The sequence below is a fragment of the Streptomyces anandii JCM 4720 genome, assembly GCF_014650655.1.
GTDB lineage: Bacteria > Actinomycetota > Actinomycetes > Streptomycetales > Streptomycetaceae > Streptomyces > Streptomyces anandii.
This window is the reverse complement of sequence record NZ_BMVJ01000001.1, coordinates 22984-49404: the sequence shown is the minus strand read 5'-3', so window position 1 is coordinate 49404 and position 26421 is coordinate 22984. Positions and strand designations below refer to the sequence as shown.

20 protein-coding genes and 2 pseudogenes are annotated in these 26421 nt (G+C 73.7%); 3 read left to right on the top strand and 19 right to left on the bottom strand.

Translation table 11 applies throughout. The features are described 5' to 3' along the window. The 10 genes and pseudogenes from IE249_RS35655 to hrcA all read right to left on the bottom strand — a co-directional run. Positions 1 to 113, bottom strand: a pseudogene (locus tag IE249_RS35655) (adenosine deaminase); the annotation flags it as partial. 20 nt (positions 114 to 133) lie between these two features. Further along, positions 134 to 1039: a ribonuclease Z gene (locus IE249_RS00220; RefSeq protein WP_189702725.1), complete on the bottom strand. Its 906-nt coding sequence runs from the start codon at positions 1037 to 1039 to the stop codon at positions 134 to 136. Between the two features lie 6 nt (positions 1040 to 1045). Further along, positions 1046 to 1399 carry a histidine triad nucleotide-binding protein gene (locus IE249_RS00215; RefSeq protein WP_189702724.1) on the bottom strand — a complete coding sequence of 118 codons (354 nt, stop codon included), beginning with the start codon at positions 1397 to 1399 and terminating at the stop codon, positions 1046 to 1048. Positions 1400 to 1454: 55 nt separating this feature from the next. Then, positions 1455 to 4640 (bottom strand): S41 family peptidase, encoded by a 3186-nt coding sequence (locus tag IE249_RS00210; RefSeq protein WP_189703187.1) that lies wholly within the window; start codon positions 4638 to 4640, stop codon positions 1455 to 1457. Positions 4641 to 4922: 282 nt separating this feature from the next. Next, a complete protein-coding gene (locus tag IE249_RS00205) occupies positions 4923 to 5480 on the bottom strand; it encodes a hypothetical protein (RefSeq protein WP_189702723.1) in 558 nt (185 codons plus the stop codon). 86 nt (positions 5481 to 5566) lie between these two features. Beyond that, positions 5567 to 5959, bottom strand: coding sequence for a VOC family protein (locus tag IE249_RS00200; protein ID WP_189702722.1), 393 nt, complete (start codon positions 5957 to 5959; stop codon positions 5567 to 5569). Positions 5960 to 5991: 32 nt separating this feature from the next. Further along, positions 5992 to 6732 (bottom strand): 16S rRNA (uracil(1498)-N(3))-methyltransferase, encoded by a 741-nt coding sequence (locus tag IE249_RS00195; RefSeq protein ID WP_189702721.1) that lies wholly within the window; start codon positions 6730 to 6732, stop codon positions 5992 to 5994. Further along, positions 6729 to 7859, bottom strand: a complete 1131-nt coding sequence (locus IE249_RS00190; protein WP_189702720.1) for a nitronate monooxygenase — start codon at positions 7857 to 7859, stop codon at positions 6729 to 6731. The genes IE249_RS00195 and IE249_RS00190 overlap by 4 nt, the downstream gene beginning before the upstream one ends. A gap of 122 nt (positions 7860 to 7981) precedes the next feature. Continuing rightward, positions 7982 to 9118, bottom strand: coding sequence for a molecular chaperone DnaJ (gene dnaJ, locus IE249_RS00185; RefSeq protein ID WP_189702719.1), 1137 nt, complete (start codon positions 9116 to 9118; stop codon positions 7982 to 7984). Next, the gene (hrcA, locus tag IE249_RS00180; RefSeq protein WP_189702718.1) at positions 9119 to 10135 is read right to left on the bottom strand and encodes a heat-inducible transcriptional repressor HrcA; all 1017 of its coding nucleotides are present in this window, start codon (positions 10133 to 10135) and stop codon (positions 9119 to 9121) included. It abuts the gene before it with no gap. 146 nt (positions 10136 to 10281) lie between these two features. Here hrcA and IE249_RS00175 point away from each other — a divergent pair, with 146 nt between their 5' ends. Further along, complete coding sequence (locus tag IE249_RS00175; protein ID WP_189702717.1) at positions 10282 to 11022, top strand: MBL fold metallo-hydrolase; 741 nt, start codon at positions 10282 to 10284, stop codon at positions 11020 to 11022. Positions 11023 to 11054: 32 nt separating this feature from the next. Beyond that, a complete protein-coding gene (locus IE249_RS00170; RefSeq protein WP_189702716.1) occupies positions 11055 to 11870 on the top strand; it encodes a DUF3097 domain-containing protein in 816 nt (271 codons plus the stop codon). Positions 11871 to 11899: 29 nt separating this feature from the next. Here IE249_RS00170 and hemW read toward each other — a convergent pair whose 3' ends face one another. From hemW to lepA, 4 genes are all read right to left on the bottom strand, one after another. After that, a complete protein-coding gene (gene hemW, locus IE249_RS00165) occupies positions 11900 to 13132 on the bottom strand; it encodes a radical SAM family heme chaperone HemW (RefSeq protein ID WP_189702715.1) in 1233 nt (410 codons plus the stop codon). 38 nt (positions 13133 to 13170) lie between these two features. Further along, positions 13171 to 15132: an ATP-binding SpoIIE family protein phosphatase gene (locus IE249_RS00160; protein WP_189702714.1), complete on the bottom strand. Its 1962-nt coding sequence runs from the start codon at positions 15130 to 15132 to the stop codon at positions 13171 to 13173. Between the two features lie 247 nt (positions 15133 to 15379). Then, complete coding sequence (locus IE249_RS00155; protein WP_189702713.1) at positions 15380 to 17254, bottom strand: AMP-dependent synthetase/ligase; 1875 nt, start codon at positions 17252 to 17254, stop codon at positions 15380 to 15382. Positions 17255 to 17517: 263 nt separating this feature from the next. Next, the gene (gene lepA / locus IE249_RS00150) at positions 17518 to 19386 is read right to left on the bottom strand and encodes a translation elongation factor 4 (protein WP_189702712.1); all 1869 of its coding nucleotides are present in this window, start codon (positions 19384 to 19386) and stop codon (positions 17518 to 17520) included. A gap of 209 nt (positions 19387 to 19595) precedes the next feature. On the opposite strand from lepA, the gene rpsT reads away from it, so the two are divergent. After that, positions 19596 to 19862: a 30S ribosomal protein S20 gene (gene rpsT / locus IE249_RS00145; RefSeq protein WP_015660447.1), complete on the top strand. Its 267-nt coding sequence runs from the start codon at positions 19596 to 19598 to the stop codon at positions 19860 to 19862. Between the two features lie 221 nt (positions 19863 to 20083). On the opposite strand, the pseudogene holA reads toward rpsT, so the two are convergent. From holA to IE249_RS00120, 5 genes and pseudogenes are all read right to left on the bottom strand, one after another. After that, positions 20084 to 21114: pseudogene (holA, locus tag IE249_RS00140) on the bottom strand (DNA polymerase III subunit delta). A 313-nt stretch (positions 21115 to 21427) separates the two neighbouring features. Beyond that, positions 21428 to 21673, bottom strand: a complete 246-nt coding sequence (locus tag IE249_RS00135; protein ID WP_189702711.1) for a hypothetical protein — start codon at positions 21671 to 21673, stop codon at positions 21428 to 21430. Between the two features lie 4 nt (positions 21674 to 21677). Beyond that, on the bottom strand, positions 21678 to 22499 hold the full coding sequence (locus IE249_RS00130; protein WP_189702710.1) for an arylamine N-acetyltransferase family protein: 822 nt from the start codon (positions 22497 to 22499) through the stop codon (positions 21678 to 21680). A 16-nt stretch (positions 22500 to 22515) separates the two neighbouring features. After that, positions 22516 to 25062: a ComEC/Rec2 family competence protein gene (locus IE249_RS00125; protein ID WP_189702709.1), complete on the bottom strand. Its 2547-nt coding sequence runs from the start codon at positions 25060 to 25062 to the stop codon at positions 22516 to 22518. Next, on the bottom strand, positions 25059 to 26231 hold the full coding sequence (locus IE249_RS00120) for a ComEA family DNA-binding protein (protein WP_189702708.1): 1173 nt from the start codon (positions 26229 to 26231) through the stop codon (positions 25059 to 25061). Before IE249_RS00120 ends, IE249_RS00125 begins: the two co-directional genes overlap by 4 nt. Between the last annotated feature and the right edge of the window lie 190 nt (positions 26232 to 26421).

Here is a 26421-nt window from a genome sequence, read left to right as displayed (position 1 = left end):
TCCGTGTCCGCGTAGGGCAGCTTCACGCCGTTGCGCGCGGCGAGTTCGAAGGCGAGCTCCGGTTCGAGTGTGCCTTCGACGTGGAGGTGCAGTTCGGCTTTGGGCAGAGGCATCGCAGCATCGTACGGCCTGGTCAGCGTCGTTTCGGAACAGGCACCCGGATGAGGTCGTGCGCCACGGTCAGCTCGCCCTCGAAGCCCGCGGCCCGCGCCTGCCGCTCGAACTCGGCCGGGTCGGTGTAGCGCTGGCTGAAGTGGGTGAGCACGAGGTGGCGTACGCCCGCCTCGCGCGCGGCCCCGGCGGCCTGGCCGGCCGTCAGGTGGCCGTGCTCGACGGCGAGCCGCTCGTCCTCGTCGAGGAAGGTCGACTCGATGACCAGCATGTCGCAGCCCTCGGCGAGCGCGTGCACCCCGTCGCACAGCCGGGTGTCCATCACGAACGCGAACCGCTGCCCGCGCCGCGTCCGGCTCACGTCGTCCAGGCTCACCCCGCCGAGCCGACCCTCGCGCTGGATGCGGCCCACGTCCGGGCCCTTGATGCCGTGCGCGGCGAGCCGGCCGGGCAGCATGCGGCGCCCGTCGGGCTCGATGAGCCGGTAGCCGTAGGACTCGACGGGGTGGGAGAGCAGGCGCGCCTCGAGGGTGTAGGCGGGCGTCTTCGCCAGGACCCCGTCGGTGTGGACGGGGGCCTCGGTGAGCTCGACCGTCTCGCGGTAGGCGGTGGCGTGGCGCAGGCGGTCGAAGAAGCGCTTGCCGGAGCGCGGATAGTGCGCGGTGACCTCGTGCGGCACCTGGTCGAGGTTGATGCGCTGGATGACCCCGGCCAGGCCCAGACTGTGGTCGCCGTGGAAGTGGGTGACGCAGATCCGGTTCAGGTCGTGCGCGGCGACCCCGGCGCGCAGCATCTGCCGCTGGGTGCCCTCGCCGGGGTCGAACAGGATGCCCTCGCCGTCCCAGCGCAGCAGGTAGCCGTTGTGGTTGCGGTGCCGGGTCGGGACCTGACTGGCGGTGCCGAGGACGACCAGTTCACGTACGGACACGGCCGGCTAGCCGGGGGGCCACTGCAGGCCGCGGCCGCCGAGGATGTGCGCGTGGGCGTGCCAGACGGTCTGGCCGGCACCGCTGCCGGTGTTGAAGACGGTGCGGTAGCTCTCCAGCTTCTCGTCGTCGGCGACGGCCTGGGTCTCGCGCAGGACGTCCGCGGCCAGGTCCGGTGCGGCGGCGGCGAGGGCGGCGGCGTCCTTGTAGTGCGCCTTGGGGATCACCAGGACGTGGGTGGGCGCCTGGGGGTTGATGTCCCGGAAGGCGACGGTGGTGTCGGTCTCCCGGACGATGGTCGCCGGGACCTGTCCCGCGACGATCTTGCAGAACAGGCAGTCGTCCTGGGGTTCCCCTGCCATGTCGTCCCTCCTGAACGGTGATCTTCCAGGCCATCGTAGTCGGCTGTCCGCGGCGCTAGGGCCGCTGTGGCGGTGTCTTCGCCGGGTTCTGCTCCAGGGCCGCGAGCGCGATGCGGATCGCCTCGTCCAGTTGTGTGTCGCGGCCGGCCGCGTGGTCCTGGGGACGCTGGACCACCTCGACGTCCGGGTCCACGCCGTGGTTCTCCACGCCCCACTCGTAACCCTCGAGCCAGAACGCGTACTTCGGCTGGGTGATCAGGGTGCCGTCGACCAGGTGGTAGCGGCTGTCGATGCCGATGACGCCGCCCCAGGTGCGGGTGCCGACGACCGGGCCGAGGCCGAGCGCCCTGATCGCCGCGTTGACGATGTCGCCGTCGGAGCCGGAGAACTCGTTGGCGACGGCGACCACGGGGCCGCGGGGCGCGTCCTGCGGGTAGCTGTAGGGCCGCATGCCGCGGGGCACGGCCCAGCCGACGATCCTGCGGGCCAGCTTCTCCACGACGAGCTGGGAGGTGTGGCCGCCGCGGTTCTCGCGCACGTCGACGACCAGGCCCTCGCGGGCCACCTCGACGCGCAGGTCGCGGTGGATCTGCGCCCAGCCGGGCGCCTGCATGTCGGGCACGTGCAGATAGCCGAGCCGGCCGCCGGAGCGCTCGTGGACGTAGGCGCGGCGGCCGGCGACCCAGGCGTGGTAGCGCAGCGGCTCCTCGTCGGCGAGGGGCACGACGACGGCGTGCCGCGGGTCGCCGCCGCCCGCCGGGGAGACGGTCAGCTCGACCGGCCTGCCCGCCGTGCCGACCAGCAGGGGGCCGGGCCCGGTGACCGGGTCGACGGGCCGGCCGCCCACGGCGACGACGGCGTCCCCGGCGCGCACCGCGACGCCGGGCGCGGCGAGCGGGCTGCGCGCGTCCGGGTCGGAGGTCTCCGAGGGCAGTATGCGGTCGATGCGCCAGCTGCCGTCCTCGTGGCGGGAGAGGTCCGCGCCGAGCAGTCCCTGCCTTGGTCCGTGGCCGTGGCCGCCGGGCGGCATGACGTAGGCGTGCGAGGTGCCGAGTTCGCCGTGCACCTCCCACAGCAGGTCCACGAGGTCGTCGTGGGTGGCCAGGCGCTGGAGGACGGGACGGTAGCGGTCGAGGACGCCGTCCCAGTCGACGCCGTTCATGTCGGCCCGCCAGAAGTGGTCCCGCATGATGCGGCCGGTCTCCTCGTACATCTGCCGCCACTCGGCGGCCGGGTCGACCGTCTGGCGGATGCGGCCGAGGTCGACGGTGATGTTGGAGTCGCTGTCCTCGTCGCCGGAGGCGCGGCGGTCGCTGGGTACGACCTTGAGCTTGCCGTCGGTCCAAAGCAGGACCCGCTTGCCGTCCCCGCTGACCTCGAAGTGGTCGGCGTCGGCGGCGAGATGCTCGATGCGCTGCTGGGCGAGGTCGTAGCGCTCCAGCTCGGTCTTGGGGTCCGGGTCGTCGGGCGTGGCGCGGCCCGCGCCGAGGACGCCGGTGACGGGGTGCCGGAGCCAGAGGACGCCGTCGCGGGCGGCGCGCAGGTTGGAGTAGCGGGCGGCCTCGACCGGGAAGGGGACGATGCGTTCGGCGAGGCCGTCGAGGTCGATGCGGGTCGCCGGGGTGCCCTCGCTGTCCGGGGTCTCCTCCTTGTCGGACACCTCGAAGGGGCGGCCGTGGCGCTGCGGTCCGAAGGGGGACGGCGTGGTCGCGGCGAGCGTGATCATGTACGGGCGGGAGCCCTCGACGAAGGCCAGGTCGAAGACGTGCTCGTCGTAGACCGGGTCGAAGGAGCGGTGGGAGAGGAAGGCGAGGTGTTTGCCGTCCAGGGTGAAGGCGGGGGCGTAGTCCTGGAAGCGCAGCGGGGTGGCCTCGGTGACCGACAGGTCGGTGGTGTTGGCGAGGCGGAGCTGGCTGAGCGGGCGCGGGCCGGGGTGGGACCAGGCGAGCCAGGCGGAGTCGGGCGAGAAGGCGAGGTCGCCGACGTCGCCGTCCTCGCTGCGGTCGACCTGGCGCACCTCGCCGGTCTCGCGCTCGACGAGGAGCAGCCGTCCGTCGTGCGAGGCGACGGCGGCGCGGCTGCCGTCGGGGGCCATGGCGAGTTCGAGGACCCGGCCGAGCTGTCCGGCGGCGAGCCGGCGCGGGATGGCGCCGGGGGCGAGGCCGGTGGCGGGCGCGAACTCCAGGGCGTCCTCACCCTCGGCGTCGGTCACCCACACCACCCACTCCTCGCCCTCGGCGCGGAAGGTGCGCGGCAGGCGGGTCCGTACGCCGGGTTGGGCGGCGAGCGCGCGGGCGGGGCCGGAGCGGTGGGTGACCCAGTGGACCGCGCCGCGCACGGCGACGGCGCTGCCGCGCGCGGTGTGGTCGGGGGCGGCGGAGCCGAACCAGTGGGCGGCGCTGACCGGGTGGGGCTGGAGGTCGACGCGGGGGCCGCCGAGGCGGATGTCGAGCCGGCGCGGTTCGGCGCCGTCGAGGTCGTCCAGGAGCCAGAGTTCACCGGCGCTGGAGTAGACGACGCGGGTGCCGTCGGTGCTCGCGTGCCGCGCGTAGAAGCCACCGAGCGGGGTGTGGCGGCGCAGGTCGGAGCCGTCGGCGAGGGAGGAGTAGAGGGCGCCGGTGTCCTCGTGGTCGGAGAGGAAGGCGATGCGGTCGCCCACCCACAGCGGGTACTCGATGTTGCCGTCGAGGTCCTCGTGCAGCCTGGTGAACTCGCCGTCGCCGTCGCGGTCGATCCACAGCTTGCCCACCGTGCCGCCCCGGTAGCGCTTCCAGTGGGCGGCCTCGCGGCCCATCGGCGCGGACAGCAGCACGGTGTGCGGACCGTGGGCGATGTCGGCGACCGGCCCGTGGGGCAGGACGGTGGCGGGCCCGCCGTCGAGGGGGACGGCGCGGGCCCAGGTGCGGCGCAGGCTCGCCTGGCCCTCGGTGCTGATCGCGAGGACCTCGCCGTCCGGGGTCCAGCCGCGCACCTGGGTGCGCCAACTCCCCCAGTGCGTCAGCCGCTTGGCGGGTCCGCCGGCGAGCGGGGCGATGTGCACCTCGGGGGCGCCGTCGCGGGTGGAGGTCCAGGCGAGGGTGGTGCCGTCGGGCGAGACGCGGGGGTGGTTGACGGGCACGTTGTCGGCGCTGACCCGCCAGGCTCTGCCGCCGTCCAGCGGCGCGAGCCACACGTCGTCCTCCGCGGTGAAGGCGACGAACTCGCCGTGCGGGTGCGGATGGCGCAGATACGCGGGCGGCACGGGCGGCTGGGGCGATGCGGACTGAGTCACCTGATCACCCTACGCAGCAGCCCCGCCCACGGACAGGGCCCGGGATCACGTCAGCCCACAGCGGCCCCGCGCGAGGGCCGCCCGGGACTCGACCGAGGCCTCAGCGGGCCCACGCCAAGGCCGCAACGGGCCCCGCCGAGCCCTCACCGGGCGCGAGCCAAGGCCGCAGCGGGCCCGCGCCAAGGCCTCGCCAGGCCCGCGGCCAAGGCCCCTCCCGGCCCCGTCGAGACCTCATCACGCCCCGTCAGGGCCTTACTTGCCTTCGACCGGCCAGCAGGTCGGGTCGCCCTTGCACCAGATGGTGCGCGTGACGGTCACGGTGACGGTGGGTCCGGGCTGCCCGTGAGTGGGCGGCCGGTACGTCGGCCCGGTGGTCGCGTTGCAGTCGCCGAGACCGTCGACGTGGAACCACACCTTGCCGCCCACCTTGGCGGTCAGGTCCCCGCGCACGCAGGCGCCGTCGACGGCCCGGGTGACCTTGCCGGTGACGGTGATCTTCCGTCCGTCCTTGGTCTGCCCCTGGCAGTCCACGGAGGCGACGGTGGTCCGGGACGCCGAGGGCGTGGACCTCCCCGGTGTGTACGCCTTGTTGCCGCCGTAGTCGGCCGTACAGCTGAGCCAGCTCACGGACGCGTGCCGCCGGTTGAGCTCGGCGGTCGCCGTCCTGTCGGTCGTGTACGCCACCGCGGCCGAGCTCAGCCCGCCGGGATCGCACGCGACGGCCCCGCCCGCGGCAACCGCCACGAGCCCCGCCACAGCCACCACCCGCCGCCCACGCGGCAGTCGGCCGACCCGCCTCAAAACCCCCATACACGGCAGCCTCCCACCCCTGCGCCACGAGCGGTAGAGCACATACGGCCACCCCTGAGCCGCACGGGTGGGTGCGGGCCGCCGGGTCAGGGGCGCAGCAGGAGCCATTCCTGGAGTTCGACGATGTTGCCCTCCGGGTCCTTGAGGTGGGCGACTCGCATGCGGTCGGTCATGGGGACCGGACCGTGGAGAAGGGTGGCGCCACGGGCCGTTATCGCGGCGCAGTGGGCGTCGAGGTCGTCCACGCGCAGCACGACCAGTGAGCGGTGCCCGGTGACGGTGCCGCCCAGTTCGCCCAGCACCCCGGCCATCATGGCGCGGTCCTGCAGGGCGATGCCCGCCGAGCCGGTGGCCGGGCTGAACTTCTCGTACGGGCCCCGCTCCGCCCCCGACTGCGGCTTGAGGCCGAGGACGTCGGCGTAGAAGCGGTAGCAGGCGGCGAAGTCGGTGACGAGCAGCCGGACTTGGGCGAGTTCCATGGTGCGTCCCCCTGTGGACCGGGACCGGCGGGTCAGGACCAGCGGCCGGTGCGCCCGAGGAGCAGCGCGGCCGCCGCCGTCCCGGCGGTCGATGTACGCAGCACCGTACGCCCGAGAACGCACACCTTGGCCCCCGCTCCCTCGAACAGCGCCAGCTCCTCCGGGGAGATCCCGCCCTCGGGGCCGACCACGAGCACGATCTCGCCCTCGGCCGGGAGCTGGGCGGTGGCCAGGGGCTCCTCTCCGCTCTCGTGCAGTACGGCGGCGAAGTCGGCGTTGGCGAGAAGTGCGGCAACCTCCTTGGTGGTGGCGGCGTCCGCGACCTCCGGGAAGCGCACCCGGCGTGACTGCTTGCCGGCCTCGCGGGCGGTGGCCCGCCACTTGCCGAGCGACTTCGTACCGCGCTCGCCCTTCCACTGCGTGATGCAGCGGGAGGCGGCCCACGGCACGATCGCGTCGACGCCGACCTCGGTCATGGTCTCGACGGCCAGCTCGCCGCGGTCGCCCTTGGGCAGCGCCTGGACGACGGTGATACGGGGCGACTCGGCCGGCTCCTCGACGACGGACCCCAGATCGGTGACGATCAGGCGGTCCTTGCCCTCGGCGGCCTTGACCACGCCCTCGGCCCAGCGGCCGCGCCCGTCGGTGAGGACCACGTCCTCGCCGGGCCGCAGCCGCTTCACCGAGACCGCGTGCCGGCCCTCGGGGCCGTCGAGCACGAACTCCGGTCCCGTCCGGTCGAGTCGGCCGACCACGAACACCGGTGCCGTCATCGCGGGTCACCTCCGAAGGCGGAGTGCGCCGACAACGCTGTCGTGGCCGCGTCGAGTTCGGCGACGAGCACCTCCACCAGCTGCCCGGCGGGCAGCGCGCGGGCCATCCGGTGGCCCTGCCCGGCCCACAGCGCCATGCCCTGCGGGTCGCCGGCCTTGGCCGCCGCCCGGCGCAGCGGGGCGGTGAGGTGGTGCACCTCCGGGTAGGCGGCGGGGGCGTAGGGGCCGTGTTCGCGCAGGAAGCGGTTGACCAGGCCGCGGGCCTGCCGCCCGGAGAACGCGCGGGTCAGCTCGGTATGGGTGAACAGCGGGTCGGTCAGGGCCTGTTTGTGCAGGGCGTGCGCGCCGGACTCGGGGGTGGCGAGGAACGCCGTGCCCAGCTGTGCGGCGGCGGCCCCGGCGGCGAGCACGGCGGCGATCTGGCCGCCGCGCATGATCCCTCCGGCGGCGACGACCGGCAGGCCCGTGTTCTCGCGGACCTGGGCGACGAGGGAGAGGACGCCGATGCCGGCGCCGTCGCCCGCGGACGCGTTGCGGTGGGAGCCCTGGTGGCCGCCGGCCTCCACGCCCTGGGCGATCACCGCGTCCGCGCCCGAACGCTCCACGGCGTGGGCCTCATCGACGGTGGTCGCCGTGACCAGCACGAAGGTGCCGGCGCGGTGCAGGGAGTCGACGACCTCGCGGGCCGGGACGCCGAAGTGGAAGGAGACCACCGGGACCGGGTCGTCGAGGAGGACGGCGAGCTTGGCGTCGTAGCCGTCGTCGCGGCCGTGCTCACGGTCGCCGAGCTCGGTCTCGTACCAGGTGGCCTCGCCGGCGAGCTGCTGGGCGTAGAGGTCGACGGCGCCGGAAAGGGGCGTGGCGCCAGCCGCTCCGGTGGAGCCGCTGCTCGCACCGGGGTGCTCGGGCTGCGGCACGAACACGTTCACCCCGAAGGGGCGGCCGGTCAGTCCGCGCAGCTGCTTGATCTCCTGGTACATCCCGTCGGCGGTCTTGTAGCCGGCGGCGAGGAAACCGAGCCCGCCGGCGTCGGACACCGCGGCGGCGAGCTGCGGCCCGGAGGGGCCGCCCGCCATCGGCGCCTGCACGATCGGGTGCGGGAAGAGATCGGTCAGTGCGGAGGACATGACCGCATGCTTTCACGTCTCCCTCACAGCGCCGAACCGCCCCGGTCCCCGGCACAAACCGGAGGCGGCCACGGAACCCGCGGCCGCCTCCGCCGGGACCGGCGACGGCCGGCCGAGCGGCCTCAGCGGCCGTTGAACGCGTCCTTCAGACGCGAGAACAGTCCCTGCTGACCCGGCTGGAACTGGCCCTGCGGGCGCTCCTCGCCGCGCAGCTTGGACAGTTCGCGCAGGAGACGCTCCTGCTCGGGGTCGAGCTTGGTCGGGGTCTGCACCTCGACGTGGACGATCAGGTCGCCGCGCCCGCCGCCGCGCAGGTGGGTGACGCCTCGGCCGTGCAACGGGATCGACTGGCCGGACTGGGTGCCCGGGCGGATGTCGACCTCCTCCAGGCCGTCCAGGGTCTCCAGCGGCACCTTGGTGCCGAGGGCCGCCGCTGTCATCGGGATGGTGACCGTGCAGTGCAGGTCGTCCCCGCGGCGCTGGAACGTCGCGTGCGGCAGCTCGTGGATCTCGACGTACAGGTCGCCGGCCGGGCCGCCGCCGGGGCCGACCTCGCCCTCGCCGGCGAGCTGGATGCGCGTGCCGTTGTCGACGCCGGCCGGGATCTTCACCGTCAGGGTGCGGCGGGCGCGGATGCGGCCGTCGCCCGCGCACTCCGGGCACGGGGTGGGCACCACGGTGCCGAAGCCCTGGCACTGCGGACAGGGCCGCGAGGTCATGACCTGGCCCAGGAAGGACCGGGTGACCTGCGAGACCTCACCGCGGCCGCGGCACATGTCGCAGGTCTGCGCGCTGGTGCCGGGCGCGGCGCCGTCGCCGTTGCAGGTGTTGCAGACGACGGCCGTGTCGACCTGGATGTCCTTGGTCGTGCCGAAGGCCGCCTCGTCCAGCTCGATCTCGAGCCGGATCATCGCGTCCTGGCCGCGGCGGGTGCGCGAGCGCGGTCCGCGCTGCGACGCCGTGCCGAAGAACGCGTCCATGATGTCGGAGAAGTTGCCGAAGGCCCCGGCCCCGAAGCCGCCCGCGCCGGCGCCGCCGGACTGCGAGAGCGGGTCGCCGCCGAGGTCGTAGACCTGCTTCTTCTGCGGGTCCGACAGCACCTCGTAGGCGGCGTTGATCTCCTTGAACCGCTCCTGGGTCTTCGGATCGGGGTTGACGTCCGGGTGCAGCTCGCGTGCGAGCCGGCGGAACGCCTTCTTGATCTCATCCTGCGACGCGTCGCGGCGCACGCCGAGAACGGCGTAGTAGTCCGTGGCCACCTACGACTCCGCCAGGATCTGTCCGACGTACCGTGCCACTGCGCGTACCGCTCCCATCGTTCCCGGGTAGTCCATGCGGGTCGGTCCGACCACGCCGAGCTTGGCGACTGCCTCGCCGCCCGAACCGTAGCCCACCGACACGATGGACGTGGAGTTGAGTCCTTCATGGGCGTTCTCGTGACCGATGCGCACGGTCATGCCCGGATCCTGCGTCTCACCGAGCAGCTTCAGCAGCACGACCTGCTCCTCAAGCGCCTCCAGGACGGGGCGGATGGTGAGGGGGAAGTCGTGCCCGAAGCGGGTGAGGTTGGCGGTGCCGCCGATCATCAGCCGCTCCTCGTTCTCCTCGACGAGGGTCTCCAGGAGCGTGGACAGCACCGTGGCGACCGTACCGCGGTCCTCGGGGTCGAAGCCGTCGGGCAGGTCCTCCACCAGCTGCGGCACGTCGGTGAAGCGGCGGCCGGCGACCCGGCTGTTCAGCCGCGCGCGCAGGTCCGCGAGCGACGTCTCCCCGAAGGGCGCCGGGCAGTCGACCATCCGCTGCTCGACCCGGCCGGTGTCCGTGATCAGCACGAGCATCACGCGCGCGGGCGCGAGCGACAGCAGTTCCACGTGCCGCACGGTGGAACGGGTCAGCGAGGGGTACTGCACCACGGCGACCTGCCGGGTCAGCTGTGCCAGCAGCCGCACCGTGCGGGCCACCACGTCGTCGAGGTCTACGGCGCCGTCGAGGAAGTTCTGGATGGCGCGCCGCTCGGGCGCGGTCATCGGCTTGACCCCGGCCAGCTTGTCGACGAAGAGGCGGTACCCCTTGTCGGTGGGGATGCGGCCCGCGCTGGTGTGCGGCTGGGCGATGTAGCCCTCGTCCTCCAGGGCCGCCATGTCGTTGCGCACGGTGGCCGGTGAGACGCCGAGATTGTGGCGTTCGGTGAGCGCCTTGGAGCCCACCGGCTCCTCGGTGCCGACGTAGTCCTGGACGATGGCGCGCAGCACCTGAAGCCTTCGCTCGCTGAGCATCGCGCGCACCTCCAGAGTCGGTCTCGGCCCCCGCCTGGCACTCGGCGCATTCGAGTGCCAGCTTTCCCCGGCCCAGTGTACGGCCGTCGGGTACACCGCGGGCAAGGCCGGTCACACCACGGTCCGGTCACCGTTAGCGTCTCCGCATGACGGTGACTTGGGAAGAGCTGGGCTGGGAGCGGCTGGCGGACGGGGTCGGACGGGTCCGGCTCCCGGTGTGGGACTGCACGGCGGGGCTGGTCGTCGGGGCGGACCGCGCACTGCTCGTGGACGCCGGCTCGAGCCTCGCGGAGGGCGCCCGGCTGCGCGCGTGGGCGCAGTCGCTGGCCGGTGGCCGTGTGACGCTTCTCGCGCTGACGCACCCGCATTTCGACCACGTCTTCGGGGCGGCCCGGTTCCCGGACGCCGGGGTGTTCGCCGCCGGGGGCGCGCGTGCCGCGTTCGAGGACGGCCGCGCACGCGAGGAGCTGCGCGCGGACGCCGTGCGCAATGGGCTGGACGCGGAGGCGGCCGGCGAGGCCGCGGCGGCGCTGGTGCGCTCCGTCCGCGAGGTGCACGACCGGCTGGCCCTGGACCTCGGCGGCGGCCGTGCGGCGCTGCTGGCGGATGTGGGGCCCGGCCACACCGCGCACGACCTCGCGGTGGTGGTGCCGGGGGTCGCGGGCGAGCGGGCCGTGGTGTTCTGCGGCGATCTCGTCGAGGAGTCCGGCGAGCCCCAGGCCGGTCCCGACGCCGTGCCGTCCGCGTGGCCCGCCGCGCTGGACCGGCTGCTGGAGCTGGGCGGTGAGGACGCGCTGTACGTGCCCGGTCACGGAGTGGTGACCGACGCGGCGTTCGTCCGCGCCCAGCGTGACGCCCTCGCCGCCCGCTTCGGCGTGTCGCGCTGATCGCGCACGGCCTTCTCCATATCGTCACTCGAATGCGGCAGTACTCACCCGACCTGACCCCTCCGTGGAAGAAGCCGAAGGCCGTGCCCGAGGTCGCGGCGGAGCCGGGCCTGGTGGTCGAGGAGCCGGGCACCGGTTTCTGCGGGGCGGTGATCCGCTGCGAGGCCGGCACGGTGACCCTGGAGGACCGCTTCGGCAAGCACCGGGTGTTCCCGCTCCAGCCGGGCGGCTTCCTGCTGGAGGGCAGGGTGGTGACGCTGGTGCGGCCCGCCTCGGGCCCGGCCCGCCCCACCCGTACGGCGTCCGGTTCGGTCGCCGTCCCCGGCGCACGCGCGCGCGTGGCCCGCGCCGGGCGCATCTACGTGGAGGGCCGGCACGACGCCGAGCTCGTGGAGAAGGTGTGGGGCGACGACCTGCGCGTCGAGGGCGTGGTCGTGGAGTACCTGGAGGGCGTGGACGACCTGCCGTCCGTCGTCGCCGAGTTCGCGCCGGGCCCGGACGCGCGCCTCGGCGTCCTGGTGGACCACCTGGTGCCGGGCACCAAGGAGTGGCGCATCGCCCAGTCGGTGACCAGCGAGCACGCCCTGGTGGTGGGCCACCCGTACATCGACGTGTGGGAGGCGGTGAAACCCGCCTCGCTCGGCATCGCCGCCTGGCCCCGCGTGCCGCACGGGCAGGACTGGAAGAAGGGCGTCTGCCGAGCCCTCGGCTGGCCGGACAACACGGGCGCGGCCTGGCAGCGGATCCTCTCCGGCGTACGGTCCTACAGGGACCTGGAGCCGGAACTGCTGGGGCGGGTGGAGGAACTGATCGACTTCGTCACGGCAGCGGGAAGCGGTGAGGCTTGACGTCGGGTGGCGCTCACTCGCCGGAGTGATCAGTCCACCAGGTCCCGTACCACCGCGTCCGCGAGGAGGCGGCCGGGCAGGGTGAGCACCGCGCGGCCCGTCTCGTACGGCTGCCGCTGGAGCAGGCCGTCGGAGAGCGCGCGCCGGGAGGCGGCCAGGCCGTCGGGGCGCAGCAGGTCCAGCGGTACGCCCTCGCGCAGGCGCAGCTCCAGCAGGATCCGCTCCACCCGGCGGTCCTCGTCCGTGAGGATCTCGCGCCCGGCGCCCGGGGAGCGGCCCTGGGCGAGTGCGGCCGCGTACGCGCCCGGGTGCTTGACGTTCCACCAGCGCACGCCGCCCACATGGCTGTGCGCCCCGGGCCCGGCGCCCCACCAGTCGGCGCCGCGCCAGTACAGCTCGTTGTGCAGGCAGCGGCCGGCGTCGGAGGTGGCCCAGTTGGAGACCTCGTACCACTCGAAGCCCGCCGCGGACAGCGTCTCCTCGGCGATGAGGTAGCGGTCGGCGTGGACGTCGTCGTCGGTCATGGGAACCTCGCCGCGGCGGATGCGGCGCGCGAGCCCGGTGCCCTCTTCGACGATGAGGGCGTACGCGCTGATGTGGTCGGGTCCGGCCGTGAGGGCGGCGTCCAGGGAGGCGCGCCAGTCGTCGTCGGACTCGCCGGGGGTGCCGTAGATCAGGTCGAGGTTGACGTGCTCGAAGCCGGCCGCGCGCGCCTCGGCCACGCAGGCCTCGGGGCGGCCGGGGGTGTGGGTACGGTCGAGGATGTCGAGGACGTGCTGCCGGGCGCTCTGCATGCCGAAGGAGACCCGGTTGAAGCCGCCCTCCCTGAGGGCCGCCAGGTACGCGGGGTCGACGGACTCGGGGTTGGCCTCGGTGGTGATCTCCGCGTCCGCGGCGAGCCCGAACTCCTCGCGGATCGCGGCCAGCATCCGCACCAGGTCACCGGCGGCGAGCAGGGTGGGCGTGCCGCCGCCGACGAAGACGGTGCGGACCTCGCGCGGGTCGTCGCCGAGGACCTTGCGGGCGAGGCGGACCTCGTCGACGAGGGTGGCCGCGTAGTTGTCGCGCGAGGCGAGCACGCCGCCGGTGCCGCGCAGTTCGGTGGCGGTGTAGGTGTTGAAGTCGCAGTAGCCGCAGCGGGTCGCGCAGTAGGGCACGTGCAGGTAGAACCCGAGGGGCCGGCCGGCGGCCCCGGCGAGCGCCGGCGCGGGCAGCGCGCCGTCGGCGGGGACGGGCTCGCCGTCGGGGAGTGCGGAAGGCATACGTCCCATTGTCCAGCACCGGCGCGGTCGCCCCGCCGTCACTCGGTCTGGAGCACCAGCAGGGCCAGGTCGTCCTCCGGGGGGCGGTCGGAGAAGTCGTGGACGAGGCGCTGGATGCGCTCGGCGATCGGTTCGGCGTGCAGGCCCGCGCAGCCGGCGAGGGCGGTGGCGAGACCGTCGCCGTCGTCGAACTGGCGGGAGCCTGAGCGCCGCTCGGTCACCCCGTCCGTCACGCACAGCAAGGTGTCGCCGGGCCGGAGCTCGAAGGTGTCGCAGGTGTAGGTCTCGTCCTCGATCACGCCGAGCAGGGTCTGCGGCCGGGCGACCGTGTGGACGTCGCCGTCGCGGGTGAGGACCAGCGGCAGCGGGTGCCCGGCGCAGGCGAGGGTGCAGCGGACGCCGCCGTCGAAGGGGGCGAGCTCCCCGTACAGCAGCGACAGGAAGCGGGTCTGGGGGCCGTCGCCGGGGGCCGGGGTGCGGCCGCCCGCGGCGACCAGGACCCGGGCTGCGGCGTCGGCTGCCTCGGTGGCGTCGTCGAGGAGGAGCTGGTTGAGGCGGTCCAGGACGTCGGCGACGCCGTAGCCCTCGCGGGCCAGCAGCCGCAGCCAGGGCCGGGCGAGCCCGATGACGACGGCGGCCTCGGGACCCTTGCCCTGCACGTCGCCCACGGCGAAGCACCAGCGGCCGTCGCCGGCCGGGAAGAGGTCGTAGAAGTCGCCGCTCGGGCCGCCCTGGTCGCAGGGCTCGTAGACGAGGGCGCTGCGCATGCCGGGGATCTCGGCGACCGCGCCGGGCAGCAGCCCGCGCTGGAGAACCGCGCTGATGTTGGCCTGGCGGGCGTACTGGCGGGCCGCGCCGATGGCGAGGGCGACGCGGCGGCCGAGGTCCTCGACCAGCCCGGTGATCTCGTCGGGGAAGCGCAGCAGTCCGCACCGCCCGACGACGAGGGTGCCGAGCGGTCGTCCGCCGGCGACGAGGCGGTGGGCGAACGCCGAGCCGTGCGCCCCGCGCGGGCCGAGCGCCTCGCCCGGCCAGGGGAAGGGGACAGGTCCGGTCCCCCAGCCCTCCCCCGGCGGGCGGGGCGGGTCCTTCTCCAGGGCGCGGCGCAGTTCCTCGGTCCGGTTCTCGCTGGCGTGCCAGACCCGGGCGAGCCGCGGCCCGGCCGCCCCGCCCTCGCCCCGGCCCTCTCCGGCCCCGCCCCAGCGCGAGGCTCCCCAGCGTGCGGTGGACTCGTCCTCCAGCCACACCGCGCACCAGTCGGCGAGCCTCGGCACGAGGAGCTGCCCGGTGAGCGCGACGACCAGGTCCTCGTCGAGCTGCCCGGCGAGCAGGTCGGAGGCCTCGGCGAGGAAGGACAGCGCGCCACGGCCGAGCCACTCGCGGTCGCGTTCGGCACGCTGCGGCTCGGGGGCGAGGATCCCCGCGACGTCCAGCCCGTCGAGCCCGGCCGGGCCCGCCTCGCTCTCCGGCGTGCCGTCCGCCTCGGCGTCCCGGTCGCGTTCCGCGGGCAGCCGCGCCCACAGGGTCTTCACGCCCGTGCGGTAGGTGATGCCCCAGGCCTCGGCGAGCGCGGCGACCAGGTGCAGCCCGCGGCCGTATTCGGGGGGCTCGTGCTGGGGCTCGGGGCGGCTCCCGCGGGGGGCGCGCGAGGGGTGGTGGTCGGACACCTCCACGACGCAGGCGCCGGTCTCCGGCTCCAGCCGGCAGACGAGCTCGACGTCGGTGCCCGCGTGCACCACGGCGTTGGTGACCAGTTCGCTGACGACGACCAGGACCTCGTCGGCCAGCCGGTCCTCGACGGCCGAGCCGAGGCCGCGCCACTCCGCGACGGCCGAGCGGACCAGTGCGCGGGCGGCGCCCGGCGCGAGGGGGCTGCCGGGCAGGGTGGTCCGCGCCTCGGCGCGCGCCTCCGTCCGCGCCCCGGCGCGCGGCGCTTGCTGCTGCGCAGGCGCGTCACCCGCGCGGGAGACGGTCTCCCGCTGCGTCGGAATGGCCCCCATCTGCGGCTCCCGGGCGTGCGCGCGAATCGGTTCGGTCGATGCCGACAGGGTGACAGACCGGCAGTGCGCGGACGCACGGAGTTACCGAAGTGGGCAGCCGTTCGGGAAATCTGTGCTACGGGATGTTCGAAGGAGGACATGGCACCGCCTCGCGCCGGGGAGTGGCGCGGGGCGGTGCCAGGAGCGGGGCGCTCGCGGGCGCGGGGCGTCCGCCGGGGCAGGACGCTCGCGGGCGGGGACGCGCGGGTCAGGCCTCGCGTGTGCCCGCGTACATCTCGTCGATCAGATGCTTGTACTCGCGCTCCACCACCGGCCGCTTCAGCTTCAGGCTCGGGGTGATCTCGCCGTGCTCGACGTCGAGGTCGCGCGGCAGCAGCCGGAACTTCTTGATGGTCTGCCAGCGCTGCAGGCCCTCGTTGAGCTGCTTGACGTAGCCGTCGACCATCTCGACGGTCCCCGGCGCGGCCACGACCTCGGCGTAGGACTTGCCGTCCAGGCCGTTCTCCTTGGCCCAGTCCAGGATCGCCACCTCGTCGAGGGCGATGAGGGCGGTGCAGTAGTTCCGGTCGGCGCCGTGCACCAGGATGTTGGAGACGTAGGGGCACACCGCCTTGAACTGGCCCTCGACCTCGGCTGGCGCGATGTACTTGCCGCCGGAGGTCTTGATGAGGTCCTTCTTGCGGTCGGTGATGCGCAGATAGCCGTCCGGGGAGAGCTCCCCGATGTCGCCGGTGTGGAACCAGCCGTCGGACTCCAGCACCTCGGCGGTCTTGTCGGGCAGCTTGTGGTAGCCCTGCATGATTCCGGGGCCGCGCAGCAGGATCTCGCCGTCCTCGGCGATACGGACCTCGGTGCCGGGCAGGGGCTTGCCGACCGTGCCGGTGCGGTAGGCCTCGCCGGGGTTGACGAAGGAGGCCGCGGAGGACTCGGTGAGGCCGTAGCCCTCGAGGATGTGGATGCCGGCGCCGGCGAAGAAGTAGCCGATCTCGGGGGCGAGGGCGGCGCTGCCCGAGACGCAGGCGCGCAGCCGGCCGCCGAAGGCCTCGCGGATCTTGGCGTAGACGAGGGTGTCGGCGACCTTGTGCCGGGCGGCCAGCGCGAAGGGCGCGGAGTGGGTGCCCGTGCGCTTGAAGTTGTCCTGGGTGACCTTGGCGTACTCGCGGGCGACCTCGGCGGCCCACTGGAAGATCTTGTACTTGGCCCCGCCGCCGGCGCGGGCCTTGGCGGCGACGCCGTTGTAGACCTTCTCGAAGATGCGCGGCACGGCGGCCATGTAGGTGGGCTGGACGACCGGCAGATTCTCGATGATCTTGTCTACGCGGCCGTCGACGGCGGTGACGTGGCCGACCTCGATCTGCCCGGAGGTGAGGACCTTGCCGAAGACGTGGGCGAGCGGCAGCCACAGGTACTGCACGTCGTCGGTGCCGATCAGGCCGGTGGAGGCGATCGCCTTCGCCATGTACGACCAGTTGTCGTGCGGGAGGCGTACGCCCTTGGGGCGGCCGGTGGTGCCGGAGGTGTAGATGAGGGTGGCGAGCTGCTCCCTGGTGATCGCGCCGACCCGCTCCTTGATCAGCTCGGGGTGCTTCTCCAGGTAGGCGGCGCCCCGGCTCTCCAGCTCGGCCAGGGTGAGGACCCAGTCGCCGGTCTCGGCACCGGCCGGGTCGATGACGACGACGTGGTGCAGCTCGGGCAGCTCCGGGCGCTTGGCGACGGCCTTGGCCAGCTGGTCGGCGTTCTCCGCGATCAGGACCTTGCTCTCGGAGTCCGAGAGGATGAAGGCGGACTCCTCGGCGTTGGTCTGCGGGTAGACGGTGGTGGTGGCGGCGCCGGCGCACATGATGCCGAGGTCGGCCAGCAGCCACTCCACGCGGGTGGAGGAGGCGAGCGCGACGCGCTCCTCGGGCCGTACGCCCAGTTCGATCAGCCCGGCGGCGATGGCGTAGACCCGCTCGGCCGCCTGCGCCCAGCTCAGCGACTTCCAGTCGTCGGGGCCCTCGCCGGAGGCGGGGGGCACCGGATAGCGGTAGGCCTCGGCGTCCGGTGTGGCGGCCACACGCTCCAGGAAGAGGGCCGCCACGGACGGCGGACGGTTCTCGATCAGGGTCTGTGCGTCGCTCACGACATCCTCCGGGGCCCGCGACAGTGCGGCGGCTGGCTCAGGTACGGCTGGTTTGGCTCACGGTGGTGATCAGGGCTTGTTTAACTCGCGAGTAACTATCGAGCAGGGATCAGAGTAAAGCGCGACCGGCCACCGCGTAAGGGGCTGTGGCCTGTCACTTCCTACAGAGAGCGACGGGCCGCGCGCACAGGGGCCCGCCGCGCTTTCGCACGACGGGCCCCTTTTCCACCCGGTTTGCCGGGGCGACCGTGGGTAACCGCCCGTTACTTCTTGCCCTTGCCCGACCCCGCGCTGTCATCGCTGGAGAGCACCGCGATGAAGGCCTCCTGCGGAACTTCCACGGAACCCACCATCTTCATCCGCTTCTTGCCCTCCTTCTGCTTCTCCAGCAGCTTCCGCTTGCGGGAGATGTCGCCGCCGTAGCACTTGGCGAGGACGTCCTTGCGGATGGCGCGGATGGTCTCGCGGGCGATCACCCGGGAGCCGATGGCCGCCTGGACGGGCACCTCGAAGTTCTGCCGCGGGATCAGCTCCTTGAGCTTGGCGACGAGCCGGACGCCGTACGCGTACGCCTGGTCCTTGTGGGTGATCGCCGAGAAGGCGTCCACCTTGTCGCCGTGCAGCAGGATGTCGACCTTGACCAGGGTCGAGGACTGCTCGCCGGTGGGCTCGTAGTCGAGGGAGGCGTAGCCGCGGGTCTTGGACTTCAGCTGGTCGAAGAAGTCGAAGACGATCTCCGCGAGCGGCAGGGTGTAGCGGATCTCGACGCGGTCCTCGGAGAGGTAGTCCATGCCGAGCAGCGTGCCGCGGCGAGTCTGGCACAGCTCCATGATCGCGCCGATGAACTCGGTGGGCGCGAGGATCGTGGCCCGCACGACCGGCTCGTACACCTCGTCGATCTTGCCCTCGGGGAACTCGCTGGGGTTGGTGACCGTGTGCTCGACGCCGTCCTCCATGATCACGCGGTAGACCACGTTGGGGGCGGTGGCGATCAGGTCGAGCCCGAACTCGCGCTCGAGGCGCTCGCGGATCACGTCCAGGTGCAGCAGGCCGAGGAAGCCGACGCGGAAGCCGAAGCCGAGGGCGGCGGAGGTCTCCGGCTCGTAGACCAGGGCCGCGTCGTTGAGCTGGAGCTTGTCCAGGGCCTCGCGCAGCTCGGGGTAGTCCGAGCCGTCCAGCGGATACAGGCCCGAGAACACCATGGGCTTGGGGTCCTTGTAGCCGCCGAGCGCCTCCTGGGCGCCCTTGGCCTGGCTGGTGACGGTGTCGCCGACCTTGGACTGGCGCACGTCCTTCACACCGGTGATCAGATAGCCCACCTCACCGACGCCGAGGCCGTCGGCCGGGAGCATCTCCGGGGAGTTGGTGCCGATCTCCAGCAGCTCGTGGGTGGCGCCGGTGGACATCATCCGGATCCGCTCACGCTTGTTGAGCTGGCCGTCGACCACACGGACGTACGTCACGACACCCCGGTAGGAGTCGTAGACCGAGTCGAAGATCATCGCGCGGGCGGGGGCGTCGGCGACGCCGACCGGGGCCGGGATCTTCTCGACCGCCCGGTCCAGCAGCGCCTCGACGCCGAGCCCGGTCTTGGCGGAGACCTTGAGCACCTCGTCGGGGTCGCAGCCGATGAGGTTGGCGAGCTCCTCGGCGAACTTCTCCGGCTGCGCGGCCGGCAGGTCGATCTTGTTGAGGACCGGGATGATCGTGAGGTCGTTCTCCATCGCCAGGTAGAGGTTGGCGAGGGTCTGCGCCTCGATGCCCTGGGCGGCGTCGACGAGGAGGATGGTCCCCTCGCAGGCGGCCAGCGACCGCGACACCTCGTAGGTGAAGTCGACGTGCCCCGGGGTGTCGATCATGTTCAGGATGTGCGTGTTGCCGGGGTCGTGGGTGGGGGCCCACGGCAGCCGCACCGCCTGGGACTTGATCGTGATGCCGCGCTCGCGCTCGATGTCCATGCGGTCGAGGTACTGAGCGCGCATCTGCCGCTGCTCGACCACGCCGGTCAGCTGGAGCATCCGGTCGGCGAGCGTGGACTTGCCGTGGTCGATGTGCGCGATGATGCAGAAATTGCGGATCAGAGCCGGGTCGGTACGGCTCGGCTCGGGCACATGGGGAGGGGTCGCGGGCACGCAGGGTCCTGATTCTTGAGGCGTCCGCATACGTGTGCTTGTGCGTCTGCGGTCTCGGGTCGGATCGATACGTAGCTTCCATGGTCCCACGGACGGGGACCCGGGACGGGTTTGGGCCACCGGATGGGCCGCTGGTAGTGTGGGGGGCTGTGTCTCATGCCCTCTCAGCGCGAGGCACATCGGAAAATTTCGAAAGAGAAGGCTCATTCGTGGCGAACATCAAGTCCCAGATCAAGCGGATCAAGACCAACGAGAAGGCGCGGCTGCGCAACAAGGCCGTCAAGTCCTCCCTCAAGACCGCGATCCGCAAGGCCCGCGAGGCCGCTGCCGCGGGTGACGTCGAGAAGGCCACCGAGTACCAGCGCGCTGCCGCGCGTCAGCTCGACAAGGCCGTCTCCAAGGGCGTCATCCACAAGAACCAGGCCGCCAACAAGAAGTCGGCGCTTGCTTCCAAGGTCGCGTCGCTCAAGGGCTGAGTTTCCCGACTTGACGCCGGGAGGAACAGAGCGGGCCCTCTCTCATCCGCTCCCGACCGGCACCCCGGATCCATGCGCGGCCTGCGTTCGCCACGCGGGCATGGATCCACGAGCGTGATCCAGGGCCCCGCCCGTGTCCCTTCCCCAGGGACGCGCGCGGGGCTTTTGGCTTGCCCGGCGGCCCTGCGGGCTTCTTGGCTTCTCGGGTCTCCAGGCTCTGGCTAGGCCCGTCCCCGTGAGCGGGCCGCCCGGGCGATCGTCACGACGGCCCGCTCCAGCGCGTACTCCGGGTCGTCGCCGCCGCCCTTGACGCCCGCGTCGGCCTCGGCCACCGCGCGCATCGCCACGGACACCGCGTCCGGGGTCCAGCCCCGCATCTGCTGCCGGACCCGGTCGATCTTCCACGGCGGCATGCCCAGCTCCCGCGCCAGGTCGGCCGGGCGCCCACCACGCGCGGACATCAGCTTGCCGATGCCCCGCACGCCCTGCGCCAGCGCGCTGGTGATCAACACCGGTGCCACGCCCGTCGCCAGCGACCAGCGCAGCGCCTCCAGGGCCTCCGCGGCCCGGCCCTCCACGGCACGGTCGGCGACGGTGAAGCTGGAGGCCTCGGCACGGCCGGTGTAGTAGCGCCCGACCACGGCCTCGTCGATGGTGCCCTCGACATCGGCGACCAGTTGCGACACCGCCGACGCCAGCTCCCGCAGGTCGCTGCCGATCGCGTCGACCAGCGCCTGGCACGCCTCGGGCGTGGCCGACCGGCCCAGGCCCCGGAACTCGCCCCGCACGAAGGCCAGCCGGTCGGCCGGCTTGGTCATCTTCGGGCAGGCCACCTCGCGGGCCCCCGCCTTGCGCGCGGCGTCGAGGAGCCCCTTGCCCTTGGCCCCGCCTTGCGCGCGGCGTCGAGGAGCCCCTTGCCCTTGGCGCCGCCCGCGTGCAGCAGCACCAGCGTGATCTCCTCGGCGGGCGCACCGAGATACGCCTTGACGTCCTTGACGGTGTCCGCCGACAGGTCCTGCGCGTTGCGCACGACCACGACCTTGCGCTCGGCGAACAGCGAGGGGCTGGTCAACTCGGCGAGCGTGCCCGGCCCCAACTGGTCCGGGGTCAGATCCCGTACGTCCGTGTCGGCGTCCGCGGCCCGCGCCGCGACCACCACCTTCCGCACGGCACGGTCGAGCAGCAGCTCCTCCTGCCCCACGGCGAGCGTCACCGGGGCGAGGAGATCATCGTTCACACTCTTCCTGGCCATCGCGCCAAGCATCCCACGCCCCACTGACAACCCGCCCCGAACCACGGGCCCGCCCGGACGGCGGCCCGCCCCGGCGCCGGTCGGCGGTGGCCCACCCGGCGGCGGGGCGCCGGAACTGCAACCAGGGGCCGCACGGGCACGGGCCACGGCGGGTTGCCCGCCCGGCGGAGCCTGCCACGCCGTGGGGTGCGGCGCGGGACGCCGTAGCCGTCACCCCAGCACGGGCACGGTCACCGGCGGTGGCGCGGCCGGGGCCGCGGTCCGACGCCGTCGCCCGGCCCGGCGTCACGGCCGGCCGCCGTGGGCGCCGGCGCTACGGCTCCTCGCGCCAGCCCTCCCATTCGGCCGCGAACTCGTTCAGGTGACCGGGGTCGAGGCGGGCCTCCTCGTCCCGCAGGAGGACGAGCCACTGGGCGTCCTCCGCGTCGTCCTCCCCGGCCAGGGCGTCGCGGACGATCCTCGGTTCCTCGTGGACCGCGAACCGCTCCGCCAGCGCCTCCGCGGCCTCCTCCGCCGCCTCGCGGTCGGGCAGCACCAGCACATGTCTCACATCACTCACGCGGCTATTCTCCGGCAGCCCCGGAGGGCTCCCGTACGGCCGGTACGGAGCCCAGCGCGATGCCGAACCGGTCCCGGTACACCGCGAGCACCTCCTCGTCCGAGTCCAGGTCCCGCACCTCGCGGGTGCCGTCCAGGGCCGTGGTGGTCAGCGTGCGGCCGCTGAGCGTGATCCGGCCGCCGTCCCGGGTGAGGCGGGAACACACCAGCGACCGTGTGAAGTGCGAGGCCGGCGAGGTGCTGTGCCACCAGGCCCCGGCCAGGAAGTCCCCGAGGACGCGCGGCCGCAACTCCACCCGGTACTGCGGCTTCCCGTCCCGGACGACGTCGAGATCGGCGTACGGCTCCGGGGCCGGGGCGGACGCCTCCGTGATCCGCAGAGTGCCGCCCGGGTCCGCCTGTTCCCCCCTCTCCCCGAAGACCAGCGGATGGTGGCTCAGTGCGCCGAAGCCCACGTCGGTCAGCCAGTCACCGCCGTCCACCGTCCGCACCCTGAGCGCGAGATGGTCGTACGGAATACCGAGCTTCCCCTCCTCCCCGTACACACGCGCCGCCAGCAGCGTCACGTCGAATCCCAGGGCGGTGAGCAGCGCCCCGAACGCCCCGTTGAGCTCGTAGCAGAACCCGCCCCGGCGCGTGCCCACCACCTTCTCCACCAGTCGCTCCTCCTCCAGCACGATCTTCTCGCCGAGGTGGATCGAGAGGTTCTCGAAGGGCACGTTCCCCAGGTGCCGCAGTTGCAGCTCCCGCAGGGCGTCGGAGGTGGGCGCGGCCGGGTGCCCGGCGCCGAGGCGGCTGAGGTAGGCGTCTACCAGTGCGGCATCCATGCCCCCAGTCTCACCCTCACTCGCGCGCCACTCCCAGACTCGCGCCCTCCCCGGTGACCGCGAGTGCCCCGTCCCGGTCGGTGCGCAGTACCGTCGTGCCTTCCGCCCGGAGCGCCGCGAGGGTCCGCGGGGCCGGGTGGCCGTAGGGGTTTCCGGCACCGCAGCTGATGAGCGCCAGCCTCGGGGCCACCACGTGTATCAGGTCCGGATCCTGGTACGCCGAGCCGTGGTGGGCGACCTTCAAGACGTCCACCCGTGCCAGGCGCGCGATCGCGGGCGACCGCGACAGCGCCTCCTGCGCCGGGGGTTCGAGATCGCCCAGCAGCAACAGCCGCAGCCCGCCGGAGCGGACGAGCAGCGTCACGCTGGCGTCGTTGGGCCCGTCCGGGTCCGGGAAGGGGCGCGGTGGCGGCCACAGCACCTGCCAGGCCAGACCGCCGGTGCGCCGTTCCTCCCCGGCGACCGCGTGGGTGAGCGGGATGCCGTGCGCCGCCGCTTCCCTCCGTACGAACTCGGCCTGGTCCGCGGGTTCCTCGTACCCCGTCGTCTCGATCCCGCCGACCGAGCGGCCCCGCAGCACGCCCGCCAGCCCGGCCACGTGGTCGGCGTGGAAGTGGGTCAGCACGAGCAGCGGAATCCTGGTGACGCCCAGTGCGCGCAGGCACTGGTCCACCCGCCTCGGGTCGGGCCCGGCGTCCACGACCACCCCGGCCCCCGGGCCGGCCGCGAGCACCGTCGCGTCGCCCTGGCCCACGTCGCACATCGCGTACCGCCAGCCGGGCGGCGGCCAGCCCGTGATCACCCGGGTGAGCGGCGGCGGCCGCACCACCGCCAGCAGGAGCAGCACCCCGCAGACCCCGCACAGCCAGGGGTGCCGCAGCAGCCGCCGGCCCGCCGTGACGACCGCAGCCGTGACCAGGGCCAGGAGCAGCGCCCCTGTCCAGCTGCCCGGCCAGTCCACTCCCCCACCGGGCAGCGCGGCCCCGGTCCGCGCCACGTCCGCGATCCACCCGGCGGGCCAACGCGCGCACCACGCAAGCGCCTTGGCCACCGGCATGGCGGCCGGGGCCACGGCGAGCGCCGCGAAGCCCAGCACCGTGGCAGGCGCGACCGCGGCCTCCGCGAGCAGGTTGCACGGCACCGCCACCAGGCTCACCCGTGCCGACAGCACCGCGACGACCGGCGCGCACAGCACCTGCGCCGCGGCCGCCGCGCCGAGCGCCTCGGCGATGCGGGCGGGCACCCGGCGCCGGCGCAGTGCCTCGCTCCAGCGGGGCGCGAGGGTGAGCAGGGCGCCGGTGGCCAGCACCGACAGCAGGAAGCCGTAACTACGGGCCAGCCAGGGGTCGTAGAGGACCAGGAGCAGGACGGTCGCGGCCAGGGCCGGGATCAGGGATCTGCGGCGGCCGGTGGCCAGGGCCAGCAGCGCCACCGCTCCGCAGGCCGCCGCCCGCAGCACGCTCGGGTCCGGCCGGCACACGACGACGAACCCCAGGGTGAGGACCCCGCCCACCAGCGCCGTCGCCCTCAGTGGCAGGCCGAGCCGGGGCGCCAGCCCGCGGCGCTCGACTCGCTGGGCGAGGCCCGGCGGGCCCAGCAGCAGGGCGAGCAGGATGGTGAGGTTGCTCCCGGAGACGGCCAGGACGTGCGCGAGGTCCGTCTCCTTGAACGCCTCGTCCAGCTCCGGCGTGATGCGCGAGGTGTCCCCCACGACCAGTCCGGGCAGCAGCGCCCGCGCGTCCGCCGGCAGACCGTCGGTCGCCGCGCGCAGCCCTGCCCGCAGCCGGCCCGCCAGCCGCTGCGGGCCGGACGGCCCCGCGACCACTTCGGGCGCGGCCCGGCCCCGCACCCGCAGCACCGCCGCGACGCGGTCGCCGCCGTTCAGTGGCGGCGCCAGTCGCGCGGTCACTCTCAGCCGTGTCGAGGGCAGCAGGGCGAGCCAGGGTGACGGACCGGTCGCGGCTTCGGATGGTCCTTGGCTTCTGCCGTGCGGCGCCCCGGCGTTGACGAGGATCAGCACCGGTGTCCGGGCCACCGCGCCCGTCGTGTCGCCCACCCGCTCGACGCGCCGCACCTCGGCCTCGATCAGCACCGAGGCCGGTGCCATGTGGTCGCCGCTGACGCGGGGGCGGGTGAGCCGTGGATCGGAGGTCAGCTCGACCTCGGCGGTGACCGTGGCGAGCCGTCGCGCGAGCCCCGGCACCGGGCCCCGCCGCACGTCCGCTCCGTGCAGCCCGGCGGAGATCGCCGCCGCGGCGGCGCCGAGCAGCACCGCGGCGACGGAGACACGCCAGACCGGAGCGGCCGGCGGGGCCTGTGCGGCCGCCCGTCCGCGCTTGCGGAACCGGTGGGCGAGCAGCAGTACGACGGCGGCGGCAAGGCAGGCGAGCGCCGAGCCGGTCACCCACCCCGGTGGGGCGTCCAGCGCCAGGGCCGCCGTCGCCCAGGCGGCCAGCGCCGGCGGGACGAGTCGTAGATCGGTGGGTCCTTCCTGCCGGGGATGCGCGGCGCCGAGGGGGTTGCCGGAGGCGGCGTGGACCGCTGGGCGCGGACTTGCGTTCATGGCCTCACCAGGCTTCGCAGATCGGCGAAGCGGCGGTCGCCGATGCCGTTGACCTGGCGGAGTTCGTCCACCGAGCGGAAGCCGCCGTGCCGGCTGCGGTAGTCGATGATGTGCCGGGCCAGCACCGGGCCCACGCCGGGGAGGGTCTCCAACTGGTCGGCGGTGGCGGTGTTGAGGGAGACCGGTGCGGTGGGGCCGGCCGTGCCCACGCCGGCCGGGCCGGTGCCCGTCGCGGGTGCCGGACCGCCGACCACGATCTGCTCGCCGTCGACGAGGAAGCGGGCCTGGTTGAGACCGCTTGTGTCGGTGCCCGGCTTCACCCCGCCCGCCGCCAGCAGCGCGTCGGCGACCCGTGAGCCCGCCGCGAGACGGTGGATTCCGGGATCGCGGACCTTGCCGCTGACGTCCACGACGATCTGCGCGCCGGGTGTGGCGGTGGCACCGGGCGCGGCGGCCGGCGCCGCCGCGCCCGCCGGTCCGGCGCTCCCGCCGTCGCCCTCACCTCCGCTCTCGCGCTTGTCCCGGCTCTCGTACGGGGCGACGGCGCGCACCACCTCCGGCGCCCGCACCGACCGGCTGCGCGCGGACCAGAAGTGCTGGAGCGCGAAGGCCGCGGCGACGGCCAGCACCACCGACAGGGCGAGCACATTGCGGCGCTCAAGGCCGCACCGCGTCTGCATCCACAACGGCAGCCGCTCCCGCAGCGCGAGCCCGGTCCGCCCCCACCAAGCCGCCCGCACCCCGGCGGCATCCACCGTCCCGGCGGCACCCGCCACCCCGGTGGCACCCGCTACGTCAGCGGCACCCGCCGCCCCGGCGGCACCGGCGTGCACCGCCTCGTCACCGGGATCCACGCCCCCCGCGGAACGCACGGCCTCCCGCTCCCGTTCCTCCCGTTCCCCCTCCCACCGCGCCCACGACGGCGGTCGCCGTTGGAGGCGCCGCGGGCCGGCGGCCGCAGGAGGTCCGTTGCCCGACTCCCGTGCGCCGCCGGGCTGTTCGGCGAACAAGGCCTCTGCTCGCCGGCGCAGATCCTCCGCCGGCACCTGGCGGTGCCGGTGCCCCCGCCGGACGGGCGGGCGCCGGTGGCGGATGCGGCCGTCCGAGGCAGGACCGCGGCCCGGCCCGCTGGTCGCCGTCGTGCTGCGTGTGTGTGATCGAAGTGCCATGTGCCGAGCATCCGGCAATCCGCCACATCACGATGATCTTGGTCGAATTCCGTGGACCACAGCCGCATTGTGGACAACTCCGCCACCCACACGAGTGATTGGGCGGCGCTGCCGCGCGCGACTCGCCGGTCGGGTCACCGCGGTGAGACCACGACCCCCAGCAGCCCGGGCCCGGTGTGCGCCCCGATCA

Bases quoted from the DNA above. Each gene is read 5' to 3' on its own strand.
- IE249_RS00215 (WP_189702724.1), bottom strand. From the start codon at position 1,399: ATGGCAGGGGAACCCCAGGACGACTGCCTGTTCTGCAAGATCGTCGCG.
- IE249_RS00205 (WP_189702723.1), bottom strand. From the start codon at position 5,480: ATGGGGGTTTTGAGGCGGGTCGGCCGACTGCCGCGTGGGCGGCGGGTG.
- IE249_RS00200 (WP_189702722.1), bottom strand. From the start codon at position 5,959: ATGGAACTCGCCCAAGTCCGGCTGCTCGTCACCGACTTCGCCGCCTGC.
- IE249_RS00195 (WP_189702721.1), bottom strand. From the start codon at position 6,732: ATGACGGCACCGGTGTTCGTGGTCGGCCGACTCGACCGGACGGGACCG.
- IE249_RS00190 (WP_189702720.1), bottom strand. From the start codon at position 7,859: ATGTCCTCCGCACTGACCGATCTCTTCCCGCACCCGATCGTGCAGGCG.
- hrcA (WP_189702718.1), bottom strand. From the start codon at position 10,135: ATGCTCAGCGAGCGAAGGCTTCAGGTGCTGCGCGCCATCGTCCAGGAC.
- IE249_RS00175 (WP_189702717.1), top strand. From the start codon at position 10,282: ATGACGGTGACTTGGGAAGAGCTGGGCTGGGAGCGGCTGGCGGACGGG.
- IE249_RS00170 (WP_189702716.1), top strand. From the start codon at position 11,055: ATGCGGCAGTACTCACCCGACCTGACCCCTCCGTGGAAGAAGCCGAAG.
- hemW (WP_189702715.1), bottom strand. From the start codon at position 13,132: ATGCCTTCCGCACTCCCCGACGGCGAGCCCGTCCCCGCCGACGGCGCG.
- IE249_RS00160 (WP_189702714.1), bottom strand. From the start codon at position 15,132: ATGGGGGCCATTCCGACGCAGCGGGAGACCGTCTCCCGCGCGGGTGAC.
- IE249_RS00130 (WP_189702710.1), bottom strand. From the start codon at position 22,499: ATGGATGCCGCACTGGTAGACGCCTACCTCAGCCGCCTCGGCGCCGGG.
- IE249_RS00125 (WP_189702709.1), bottom strand. From the start codon at position 25,062: ATGAACGCAAGTCCGCGCCCAGCGGTCCACGCCGCCTCCGGCAACCCC.
- IE249_RS00120 (WP_189702708.1), bottom strand. From the start codon at position 26,231: ATGGCACTTCGATCACACACACGCAGCACGACGGCGACCAGCGGGCCG.